The organism is Enterococcus sp. DIV0840 (assembly GCF_050527835.1).
Lineage (GTDB): Bacteria > Bacillota > Bacilli > Lactobacillales > Enterococcaceae > Enterococcus_L > Enterococcus_L ureasiticus.
Genome location: NZ_CP172876.1, coordinates 3,050,260 through 3,062,383, shown reverse-complemented (window position 1 = coordinate 3,062,383; position 12,124 = coordinate 3,050,260). Strand labels below are relative to the sequence as shown.

Annotated in this window: 11 protein-coding genes; 9 read left to right on the top strand and 2 right to left on the bottom strand. The window is 35.7% G+C overall.

Annotated features, from left to right (window positions below):
* The first annotated feature begins 34 nt into the window (after nt 1-34).
* The 9 genes from fosX (at nt 35) to wrbA (ending at nt 10,275) form a co-directional block, all read left to right on the top strand.
* On the top strand, nt 35-436 hold the full coding sequence (gene fosX / locus IGL98_RS14625) for a FosX/FosE/FosI family fosfomycin resistance hydrolase (protein ID WP_206841636.1): 402 nt from the start codon (nt 35-37) through the stop codon (nt 434-436).
* Between the two features lie 436 nt (nt 437-872).
* A complete protein-coding gene (abc-f, locus tag IGL98_RS14620; protein WP_206912883.1) occupies nt 873-2,474 on the top strand; it encodes a ribosomal protection-like ABC-F family protein in 1,602 nt (533 codons plus the stop codon).
* A 348-nt stretch (nt 2,475-2,822) separates the two neighbouring features.
* Entirely contained in the window at nt 2,823-5,474 is a 2,652-nt protein-coding gene (locus IGL98_RS14615; protein ID WP_206912875.1) for a fibronectin type III domain-containing protein, read from the top strand.
* 10 nt (nt 5,475-5,484) lie between these two features.
* Nucleotides 5,485-6,024, top strand: coding sequence for a hypothetical protein (locus tag IGL98_RS14610; protein WP_206912871.1), 540 nt, complete (start codon nt 5,485-5,487; stop codon nt 6,022-6,024).
* 63 nt (nt 6,025-6,087) lie between these two features.
* Nucleotides 6,088-6,744 (top strand): hypothetical protein, encoded by a 657-nt coding sequence (locus tag IGL98_RS14605; RefSeq protein ID WP_206912869.1) that lies wholly within the window; start codon nt 6,088-6,090, stop codon nt 6,742-6,744.
* A gap of 23 nt (nt 6,745-6,767) precedes the next feature.
* The gene (locus IGL98_RS14600; RefSeq protein ID WP_206841646.1) at nt 6,768-7,091 is read left to right on the top strand and encodes a hypothetical protein; all 324 of its coding nucleotides are present in this window, start codon (nt 6,768-6,770) and stop codon (nt 7,089-7,091) included.
* A gap of 294 nt (nt 7,092-7,385) precedes the next feature.
* Entirely contained in the window at nt 7,386-8,852 is a 1,467-nt protein-coding gene (locus IGL98_RS14595; protein WP_206841648.1) for a glycoside hydrolase family 1 protein, read from the top strand.
* A 188-nt stretch (nt 8,853-9,040) separates the two neighbouring features.
* Nucleotides 9,041-9,352, top strand: coding sequence for a rhodanese-like domain-containing protein (locus IGL98_RS14590; protein WP_206841649.1), 312 nt, complete (start codon nt 9,041-9,043; stop codon nt 9,350-9,352).
* Between the two features lie 317 nt (nt 9,353-9,669).
* Nucleotides 9,670-10,275: an NAD(P)H:quinone oxidoreductase type IV gene (gene wrbA / locus IGL98_RS14585; RefSeq protein WP_206912867.1), complete on the top strand. Its 606-nt coding sequence runs from the start codon at nt 9,670-9,672 to the stop codon at nt 10,273-10,275.
* An 82-nt stretch (nt 10,276-10,357) separates the two neighbouring features.
* On the opposite strand, the gene IGL98_RS14580 is transcribed toward wrbA, so the two are convergent.
* Together IGL98_RS14580 and IGL98_RS14575 are read right to left on the bottom strand one after the other, a co-directional pair.
* Entirely contained in the window at nt 10,358-11,176 is an 819-nt protein-coding gene (locus IGL98_RS14580) for an amino acid ABC transporter substrate-binding protein (protein ID WP_206841655.1), read from the bottom strand.
* Between the two features lie 14 nt (nt 11,177-11,190).
* Complete coding sequence (locus IGL98_RS14575) at nt 11,191-11,826, bottom strand: amino acid ABC transporter ATP-binding protein (RefSeq protein ID WP_206841658.1); 636 nt, start codon at nt 11,824-11,826, stop codon at nt 11,191-11,193.
* Nucleotides 11,827-12,124 lie beyond the last annotated feature (298 nt).

Below are 12,124 nucleotides of genomic sequence, written 5' to 3'. Positions count from 1 at the left end.
TCTGTTTCATTATATCGTAGGATGTGAGAAAAAAATGATCAGTCATATGACATTTATCGTTCAAGATTTAGAAAAGGCCACCCTCTTTTTCGAAACAATATTTGCCGCAAAAGAGGTTTATTCAAGTGGAGCAGATACATTTTCAGTAGCGCAAGAAAAATTTTTTCTGATCGATAACCTGTGGATAGCCATCATGCTAGGCGACTCTTTACCAACCAAGACATATAATCATATTGCTTTTAAGATAGAAGAAAGCGAGTATGACAATTACTTAAAGAAAATCAATACATTAGGATTAGAAATAAAAAATGGACGTCCTCGAGTAGAAGGTGAAGCAAACTCACTTTATTTTTATGATTTTGATAATCATCTATTCGAACTGCACACAGGAACCCTAGAAGAACGATTAAAATGCTATCAACAAGGGAACAAATAAACTCATTTTGCACAAATAAAAACATCATGCTACAATAGACCTAAGAAATGACGAAGGTGGTGAATAAGTACAATGGTCAACATGCCAAAAATAACAACAGGTTTTTCTTATATAATAGCGTACCTAGCTTTTTGTCATGTTATTATTTCCAATTTTTTATCTCAAGGGACAAGTGTGTCTAAAAAGGGATAAAAAATTAAATAAAACAGACCATTCAGACTTATTTACTTAAAACGAATCAGTCATAAAATAACAGGGGATAGCGATCTCATTTCACTCATCTTTACCAGAAGAAATATAGGGAATCGCTAGCTAATAGTAAATAATGGAGGTTGAACGGAGAACATTGTTCAGCTTTTTTGCGTACGCTAAAAAAAGTATAAAGACGATAAAGTTTATTTTTGTTGATCTGTCTGAATGGCAGAAAGAGGAAAAGATGTTAGTACAATTACAAAGATTTACCAAAAATTATGGAACGGAACCACTTTTTGAAGAATTAAATTTACAAATAAACAAAGGTGAAAAAATAGGATTAATCGGGACAAATGGCTCAGGAAAATCGACCATTTTAAAAATCATCACAGGAATCGAGACTGTTGATTCAGGAACGGTTAGTTGCAAGAAAAATGCGCGTATTGGCTATTTAGCTCAAATGCCAGACGTTTGCGAACAGAAGGTCAAAGATTACTTATTAGAAACGTTCACATTACTGAATTCGATCCACTATCAATTAACGCAACTGGAAGAGCAAATGACGAATCCAGAATGTGATTTAGATAAAATATTAGCTCGTTACGGTCAAAAGCAAGAAGAATTTCAACAAGCTGGTGGTTACGAGATGGAAAATAAACTTGAGATGATTGCCAATGGTCTAATGATCAATTATTTATTACCAAAAAAATTGTCAGAATTAAGCGGCGGTGAACAGACGATCGTCGCATTGGCGAGAATTCTATTACAGGAAAATGATCTTGTATTACTAGATGAACCAACCAATCATCTGGACACTCAAAGAATTACTTGGCTTGAAGGCTATTTGACCCATGAGAAAACAGCATATCTGATTGTTTCTCATGATCGGTTGTTTTTAGATCATACGGTAGAAAAAATTGTAGAACTAGAAGAGGGGCATCTACAGGAATACAAAGGAAATTATTCTGCTTATAAACGGCAAAAGGAAGAGCAACTTGAAAAGCTTAGAAAAGATTTTGCAGAGCAGCAAAAAGAAATTCAGAAATTAAAACTAGCAATTCGTCGCTTTCGACAGTGGGGACACGAAGGAGATAATGAAAAATTTTTCAAAAAAGCTAAGCAGCTTGAAAAACGATTAGAAAAGATTCAGAGAATTCCTAAACCTAAAGATGAAACAGAAAAAATAAGCCAGAAATTCAAAGAAACGAATCGCTCTGGTAAAGAAGTTCTCCAATTTAAAGAGGTCAGCAAAAGTTATACTGACCGAATATTGTTTGATAAAGTCGAATTTTCACTATTTTGGAAAGAACATTCGGCGATCATCGGCGAAAATGGTGTAGGAAAAAGTACCTTGCTAAAACTTGCCCTAGGATTGGAGGGATTTGACAGCGGTGAAATCAAGCAAGGTACGAATCTTCAAGTTGGCTATTTGCCTCAAGTTATTCGATATAAGAATCCAAAACAAACATTGTTACAATCCTTCAGTGAAGCCTGTTCTCTAGCTGAACAGGAAAGCCGTCGCGCATTAGCCAAGTACTCTTTTTATAGTGATGACGTGATGAAGCAAGTTCGATTTTTAAGCGGCGGTGAAAAAATTCGTTTGGAATTAGCTAAGCTGATGCACAATGAGGTTAATTTTTTAGTGCTGGATGAACCAACGAATCATTTAGATATTGAAACGAGAGAAGAGATAGAAGAAATATTAGAAGACTTTAAAGGAACGATGCTAGTTGTTTCACATGATCGTTTCTTTTTACAAAAAATGTTTGATACTTTTTTAATTGTTGACCAACAGAAAATCAAAAAAGAAATAGGAACTTACGTAGAGGTACTTACGTATAAGTAAATGAAACTCATAAAAAGATGAACGGATAAAACTGTACCTTGTTTTTATACCGTTTGTCTTTTTTATTTTAGTTTCATCAACATAAAAAGTAAATTTGAACCATAAAATCCCTAAAGAGCAAAAAGAATTTTGAGAGCTTAGAAAAAACTTAATATTTGTGAACAAAAGGCTTGAATAGCGATAAAAATATATAAAGTTTAAAATAATTCTCTATTAACAATAAAATAATCATATAAATTTAAAAAAACTAACGTTATTAAATTGATATTCCTCGTGAAGTGCAATACAATAATAGATAGAAGATATATTATTGTTATAAATTATATAAAATAGTAGGGGAGGACTGTCATGAAAAAAAATATTCATTTGATTTTCATTAGCTTTATCATTTTAATAATTTTTCCGACTGATTGGTCCTATGCTATAGAAATGGAACAATCTATTGATCAACCTGTATTAACATCTGAGCCAACCGAGGAAAATGAAACTTCGAAATCCGTAGAAACAACTGTTAGCGATTCTTCGTCTATTCAAGAATCGACGAAGGAAGAAGAACCAATAACTAGTGAAAAAATAACGAGTAGTAATGATATAAATAATTCAGAAAATCAAAATAATTCTGAAATAAATAGTGAAAGAATGTTAAGAGCGGATGCCTCACAAGATGCGGATGGTTTCTGGTTAGTCGATTCTGCTGCTACTTTGACAGAATACTTAAAGGATAGTCAAAAGCTGAAATTTCGTTTAACCAATAACATTGACCTTGGAACTAGTGGTTATCAACTTAAAGATAGCATGATCATCGATGGTGCAAATCACATTATTACATATGATAAAGGCGCCTCGGCTACGAGAGGTTTTTATGCTAATCAGGCAAATGCTGTAATCGAGATTCGTAATACACAGTTTGGTAACAGCGATGGATCTGGTGCAGTAGGATACTATGGTTTTTTATCTGGCGGGTCAGCTGCCAACATGACGTTTATCTTTGATGGCGTCGATTACTATTCTACAAATGGTCAAATGATTTATAACATAAACGGATCGGTCATTATGCGAGGGCAAAACATAATCGATCAAAGAGGTACGAGTACATATTCCCAAGAATGGGCAGAAATCAATTACGTAGAAGTTCAAAGTGGTCATACGTCAATCAAACATTCTTCCAATCAAACCAGTGCGTTTATTTGGTCAACTAGCACCTCTTCAGCCAATCCTTATTCAGGAAAATCCCAAATCGTAGTTAGAGAAAATGCGCAACTTGATATCCAAACCAACAGCAATATGACATATGGTACTTTAGCACCAAGCTATATCGTTGAAAGAAATGCTGTTTTCAACTTGGATAAAGTAAGTCTTGCTACAGGTGGTGCAAGAAATCAATTTTTTGCTTCTTCTCAAACGCAACCAGTACTATTTGATTTTCAAGAAAATACTCAAGTCGATTTCAAACTACCTTTACCGATCAATCTTTACACAGCTAAAGGTGGACTGACGATTGCTGAAAACGCTGATGTTTCAATCGATGTTGCGAGTGGCGCAATCTTCACGACAGCTGCTTCCAGCTCATTCTCAATCAGTATGAACAAAGCAAAGCGAGCCTCATTTTCTGGTACAGATAGTGGGACAATTGGGTTAAATGGTGCCAATGGTGCAAAGAACTTGTCTTTTACAAGCAATTATTTACAAAAAATCGAAACATTTTCAAGCAAAACAAACAGTACGCCGACACAAGAAATATTTAAAGAAGCGTCCGATTTAAGCGTTCAAGGAACAAATTTTACTAATATTGTTGGGACACCAAATCCTTTTTCAATACAAGAAATTTCAGCTTTAAAAAATTCGCAGAAAATAGTGTTTAGTGAATTTATGGAAGTTCCGAACCACTTAGGATTAATTGCGGCTGATGAAACAGATACATCCGTCCTTTTAAATGGTTCATCAGTCAACAACGGAAGTCCAGCATCAGAAGTGAAATTTTTCCTGTTTACCAATGAAGATGATACTAGCGATTTAAGAAAAGCCAAGCATATTGTGACACTGAACAATTTTGACGATCAAGAAAATACTGCACTTGATTCGACATACAAAGTAAAGGTAAATGAGTTAAACCCCAATACAACTTATTGGGCGCAAATGGTTGTCGTCAATCAAGCAGGAGAGAGTGAGTTTTCCGGTGCAACTAGCTTTACTACAAAACCTCAGCTAAAAAATATCACATCAAATGTCACAACAACTTCGGCAATCATCAACGGTGAGTTAGCAAGTGATACAGGTAAATGGACAGATTTTACAAATGGAGAAGCAGCAGCAATTCCTGATCAAACGGCTTATTATGGTGGTAATTATCAGCAAGTCAAAGTGGAATACAGCAAGAATAAAGACTTTCCGGTTGATGCAACAAAATCACAACTAGCAACTCTTTCAGGTGATAAAAATCAAAAATTTTCAACGAAATTAAAAGGTCTTGATGGAGATGTTACGTATTACGTGCGTGTGAGAGTTACGGGAGCATCTGGAGAAGAAGTTGTTTTAGCAATGAATCCTTTAACCGAATTTCAAACAGTAACAGAAATCATCAAGGTAGAAGTTCCTATTGAAATGGCTTTTCAGACCCAAAACAAGGACCTAGGTACCTCAAAAGAAGGTGAAGTGTCTTCTAGTGAATACCAAGTCGAAAATAAAGGGAATACTCCGACAAAACTATCGATAACAAATTTAACAAAGGAAAACACAGCCGCAAATCAACTACAATTGTTAGATAGTCTTTCAGGAAATTCAGGACAGGATGAACTAGCGTTGCAAATGCTAGTAGACAATAAACAGGAAGCACCACTATTTTTAACGAGTGAATTGTCAAAGAATCCTTTATCGATCGGTATTTTAAACGTGAATGAAGAAAAAAGCTTGAGCCTTAAAGGCAAGTACTTTAATCCAACAAAGCAAGCAGTTTTTCCAACCTACAAAGTGACATTCAAAGTTGAAAAAAATGAAGAATGAGAGGAATTCTATGAATAAAAATAATCAAACAAACGAAGAGAAGAAGAAAAAGAAACGACTGCTGATTTTATTATTGCTATTCTTGTTGGCTATATCAGCAGGCGGCTTATATTATTATTTTTCAACTAAAACGGAATCTGTGCAAGTTGTTTCAGGCGATTATTTACCAGATGCCAAAAGCGCTAAAAAAATGAGTGACAAAGAAGTGAAAGCAGCTGAGCAAAAAGCTGTGGATGCAAGTAAGTTCAATATGGTCATTAAATCAGAAGCCGTATTTGAAAATGGCGACAGTGAAGGCAGTCTCTATATTCAAAATCCAGTCGAAAACGGTTATCCCATCAATGTGGTGATTCGTTTAGACAGCAACAATGAACAGGTTTATTCCTCTGGTGCAATTCAGCCGGGATATGAAATAAATGGAGCAAAACTAGAGAAAAAACTTGCTCAAGGAGATCATCCAGCGACAGCCACATTTGATATTTATGATTCAAAAACAAACAAAAAACGTGGACAAGTTCAAGCTGGAATTACAATTCGTATCAACAACTAATATCGTTATTTAGCAGATTTTCTGTTAAAAATAAATCATCTTACACATAGAAGGAGAAACAATATGAAAAAAACAAACTTTTTACTCGCTACAATGATGCTAGGTCTAAGCATATCCGGACTAACACAATTAGCTTCAGCTGAAACCATCGATGGAGAAAATTCAGCAGATGTTATTATCAACGGAACAATCGGTAAACTAGATAATACAGATCCAGATACGAATATCCCAGAAGGGTCTGATGAATGGATCAACGTGACTGTTGATACCGCGACAGCGTTCCATACAACGACAGCAAGTGCCCACAAAAATATTGAGTCTGCTGATTATAGCATCGTGAATAATTCAGGGCGCGGTGTTGCTGTGACATTGAATAAAATTGAGGGAACACCCAAGTATGTTGATACTTTAACAATCAATGCAAAAGGGAATGGTTTAGTGGCAACACCTGCTGCGACTAAATTGGTTGAAAACAATGCTTTAGCTGATTTGACAAGTGCACCTGTTTGGATGCGTTTAGCAAATAAAGATGGACGTTTGAATATCGCTACAGACGCTGCTTCTGCTTATGCAAATTCTGCAAAATTCAATTATACTGGTACGACAACTGCTAGTTTACCAACTGATGTCAATGAAAATGCAGCAACAGAAAACTACACATTAACATTGAAATTTACATCGATCCAAAAAGATGGCACAACACTTGGTGTAACACCATAATTAAATAAAGGCTGTGATAAACAATGAAGCAATTTAGTTGTCACATCATTACGATCATTCTTTTGGTGAGTGGTATCAGTTTGTTTCAAGATTTTACTTATGCTGCTACTGATGTAGAGATTCACGGGCAAATCGGTAGAAATGAAACGATTCCACAGTCGCCAAACAAACCAGAATCTGATTCGGAAACAAAATTAGCGCAACCAAAACAAAATCACATAGAACTAAAAAAACTTCCAAAAGCAGGCAGTGTCATTGAAAAACTAACCTCAATCGGATTAATGTTGTTATTCATTTATCTGTTACTTTATACATGGAAAGCACATAGAAATAAACGTTCGGGATGACTAAATTGTTTTCCCGACATTTACTTGATAGGAAACCGAGCAATGTTGAAAATTACATTGTTTGGTTTTTAAATAATAGTCTTGATATTTAGAAATATTGATAGCGTTTTCTTCTGTGCTATAATTATAGATAACGGAATGTAACTGATTTTCAGGCATAACCATAATATAGTAAAGACGACAAGCCATTTGTTGTATTTACTATATTATGGTTTTTATCATTTTAAGTGGAAAATAAAGAGATAGAGTGCTAGTAATCAGTTCGTTTAAAAAAATAGTAAGGAGAAATGACTTATGAGCAAATCAGTATTTCCAAAAAATTTTTTATGGGGTGGCGCAACAGCAGCTAATCAATATGAAGGAGGATATCTTTCAGGCGGCAAAGAACTAAGTACTTTAGACGTTATTACAGGAGGCAGTCACACAACACCAAGAATGATCACGTATAAAACCAAAGAAGGTAAAGTTGAAACTTCTACCAGAGGAGGAGCTTTACCTGAAGGGGCGGTTGGCTATGTTGATCCTGACAAGTATTATCCAAGCCATGTGGCAACAGATTTTTACAATCATTATAAGGAAGATATTGCTTTATTTGCAGAAATGGGCTTCAAATGTTTTAGACTTTCAATTGCCTGGTCTAGAATTTGTCCAAATGGAACAACGGAAATCAATGAAGAAGGCTTGGCTTTTTACGATAGCGTTTTTGATGAATTATTAAGTTATGGAATAGAACCAATTGTTACGATTAATCACTTTGATATTCCAATGTATTTAGCAGATGAATTAGACGGTTGGTCAAGTAGAAAAGTGATTGATTACTTCTTATTTTTCTGTGAAACATTATTTAAGCGTTACAAAGATAAAGTCAAATACTGGATGACGTTTAATGAAATCAATTTTTTACGTAGCTGGACACAAATCGGTATTCATAAAAATGATCCACAAGCGAAATATCAAGCAGCGCATCATTTATTTGTTGCTAGTGCTAAGGCGGTTAAATTAGGCCATGAGATCAATCCTGATTTCAATATAGGAATGATGGTGGCTTATATTCCAAGCTATCCGATGAGTTGTAATCCAGAAGATGTAATGGAAGCAATCAAATTTAATCGTGAGCAAGAATTTTATATTGATGTCCAAGTCAAAGGGTATTATCCAGCCCACAAAATAAAAGAATTTGAGCGAGAAAATGTCGTGATCAAAAAAGAAGCGGGCGATGATGAGATTATTAAAGAAGGAACTGTTGATTATATCGGCTTTAGTTATTATATGTCGACCGTTTCTGCGGCTAATCCAGATGAAGTGAAATATGTAGGTGGAAATCAAATGCCGGCGGTCAAAAACCCGTATTTGCAAGAATCAGATTGGGGCTGGGCTGTAGATCCTTTAGGTTTACGTATTTCTTTGTGTAAATTATATGATCGTTACAACGTACCATTATTTGTCGTAGAAAATGGCTTTGGTGCGGTGGATAAAATCGAAGCAGACGGTACGATCCAAGATGATTACCGTATTGATTATTTCAGTAAGCATGTGGCTGCAATGAAAGATGCTATTGAGTTAGACGGTGTTGATTTGATTGGTTATACGCCATGGGGATGTATTGATTTAGTTTCCGCTGGAACTGGTGAAATGAAAAAAAGGTATGGATTTATTTATGTTGATATGGATGACGAAGGGAATGGGACACTTGAGCGATCAAGGAAAAAGTCTTTTTATTGGTATAAAAAATTAATTGCAGCTAATGGCATACAAGAATAAATGTAAGGTTTACTTCAAATGAACTTTGAAGTAAACCTTTTTTTAATAAATTTTCAAAAAAAGGGCGTAAAATGTTGTAGTAAAAATCAACAGTGGTATACTGCTAATGAGGCGAATTTTCTGAGTACAGAATTGCGTGATAAGAGTAGGCTTATGTTTGAAAAAGCCGCAGGAGGAATAGTAATAATATGAAAAGAGTGTCGATCAAAGAATTAAAAGAATTAATCGAATTAACAGTCAATGAACCAGTTTCGATCATTGATGTTCGGGATGTGGAGGAGTTTGCTGCAGGTCATATCGTCAATGCAAAAAATTATCCTTTGTCCACATTACCTGAAACGATGACAGAGATAAATCGTGAACAGCCCCATTATGTTATTTGTCAGCATGGTGTGCGTTCAGAGCATGCGTGCTCTTTTCTTGAAAATTATGGATACAATGTCGTTTCTGTTTCAGAAGGTATGTCAGTTTGGGATGGAAAAGAAAAGAGTTATCAATAAAAAAAGAGGTTGGGACAGAAGTGTTTAACTTTGAGAAATAAGAAGGAATTTACGAAAATTGCTTTTAAAAATTTTTGTGAATTTCAGCTTATTTCCGAAGGAATTGCTTCTGCTCCCACCGTTTATTTAAATTCCTTGAGGCTGAGATGTGACTCGTAGAGTTATGTCTCAGCCTCTTTTTTGTTCAGCAAACGCCGGTAAGAGTTGTATTTTGAAATTAACTTATTTTTAGTAAGCAAAATCTCTTGCAAGTTCACTTACTTTTTGTTAGTATATAAATGTAGATAAGAAAACAACAGTTATTGGAGGAAAAAATCATGACAACAAAATTATTAATTGCTTATTATAGTTCAACAGGAACAGGTACACAAATGGTGAAATGGGCCAAAGAAGCAGCTGAAGCAAATGGTGCAGAAGTTCGTTTGAGAAAAGTCCATGAGTTAACTCCCGATGTGGCAATCGATTCAAATCCAGCTTGGCGTAAGAATGTTGATGCAAGTAAAGAAATCCCAGAAGTGACAAGTGATGATTTATTATGGGCAGATGCATACATCTTCTCTTCACCTTCACGTTTTGGCGTAATGGCTAGCCAATTAAAACAATTTTTTGATTTGCAAGGTGGACTTTGGGCACAAGGTAAATTAGCGAATAAGTTTGTAACAGCTTTTTCTTCTGCACAAAATCCAAATGGTGGACAAGAGCAAGTAATCCAAGGTATTTATACAGTAATGCAACACTGGGGTGCGATCATAGTCCCAGCAGGCTACGTAAATCCATCGACTTTTGCAGCTGGCGGTAATCCTTATGGAACAAGTGCTTCAATCGATGGAGAAGGAAATATGTTGAAAGCTGATGAAGTGAAAGCAGCGATTCAAGATCAAACAAAACGTTTGGTTGATGTAGCTAGTAAATATTTAGCTTAATAGTATGAGCATGGAAACGTTAAACCCCAAGAGAATTTAATTCCCTTGGGGTTTTTCATTGGCTATACAGTCTAATATAATTTTACTTGGTCACATCTTCTCCAAACCATTCCTTAGAAATTTCGGCCAGTTTTCCTGATTTTCTTAATTTTTCGAAACCGTTGTTGATTTTTTCAGCCAGTTTTTTATCAGACTTTCGTAAGCCCACCGCAAAAGCTTCACTTTCAAAATCACCACTGACAATCGAATAATTTGCTAAGTTATCTTCATGAGAAAGATAATAATTTGCATAAACACGATCAATCAATAAGCCATCAATGCGTCCAGATTTTAAATCCATAAAGGCTTCATTAAAGCCATCATACAAAATAGCGTTCTGGTCTTTAACAAAATTTTTCAGAATTTCAGGTTGTTCTTCGAAGCTATTGTAGCCAGAAGAACCATTTTGAGCGCCTAGAATTTTTCCGTTCATATCCGTAAAGCTATTGATATTATTTTTTTTCAAAGACACTACAACTTGCTCGTTTTTCATGTATTCATCACTAAACAAAACCTTTTCTTCACGTTCAGCACTTTGAGAGTAACCATTCCAAATCAAGTCGATCGTCTGATTCTGTAATTCATTTTCCTTCATCGACCAATCAATTGGTTGAAAGTCCACAGTGATTCCGTATAAATCAAATACTGCTCGAGCTAAATCAACATCAAAACCGATGATCTTGCCAGATTTATTTTGAAAGCCCATGGGGACAAAGGAATCATCTAGACCGACAATCACCCGTTTTTCAGAATTGATCCGTGACCATTGATCTGTGTCTGTTTTTTTTCTGCCACAACTCGCTATTGATAAGACAGCAAATAAAGCAGTTATGGTAAGGATTAGATAGTTTTTTTTCTTCATATGAAGCGTCCTTTCTACTGAACAGGTGTTACTGTTAGTAAGTTATCTGCAATATTTTCAGCAAAATTCATATCATGAGTGACGACGATTTGAGTCATGCCTTGCGCTTTTAGCGTCAAAATTACTTCTTCGACTTGCTGACGAAGTTCAGGATCAAGCGCACTGGTTGGCTCGTCATAACCTAATACCTTAGGTTTCATAGAAAGAGCACGGGCGAGAGCTACTCGTTGTTTTTGACCGCCGGATAATTGATAAGGGTACAAGCGCTCTTTTCCACTAAGGCCGAATTTTGTCAGTAAATCCATTGCTTCAGATTCACTAGCTTCTTTTGTTTGTTTTAAAGAAAGGATCGGTGCTAAAGTTATATTGTCTAGAACTGAAAGGTGAGGGAATAATTGAAAATCTTGAAAAACGATCCCTACGACTTGGTCTGCATTGTCCATTTCCACAGGATTAAAAGGTACACCATCCATCGTTAGCTCGCCAGAATCGATCGTTTCTAGACCCGCTAAGCAACGCAGCAAAGTTGTTTTCCCACCGCCGGAAGGTCCTACGATTGTTAAGATTTCTCCATCTTTGATTTCTAAATTCAATTGATCGATGATACGGCGACCATCGAAGCTTTTGGTTAAATTTTTTATTCGTAACATGATTTTCCTCCTAAATTTAAAAGCGTAGCGGGCTCGTTCAGCTCTGACAGGAAAATAGGAAATTATGAATGAGGTGCTTTTTGCCTCAATCATAATTTATCTTTTTCCCGAAGAGCTAGCCCGCGTAGCTAGATATGATTCAAAGCGTAACAGGCTCGTTCAACTCTGACAGGAAAATAGGAAATTATGAATGAGGTGCTTTTTGCCTCAATCATAATTTATCTTTTTCCCGAAGAGCTAGCCCGCGTAGCTAGATATGATTCAAAGCGTAACAGGCTCGTTCAACTCTGACAGGAAA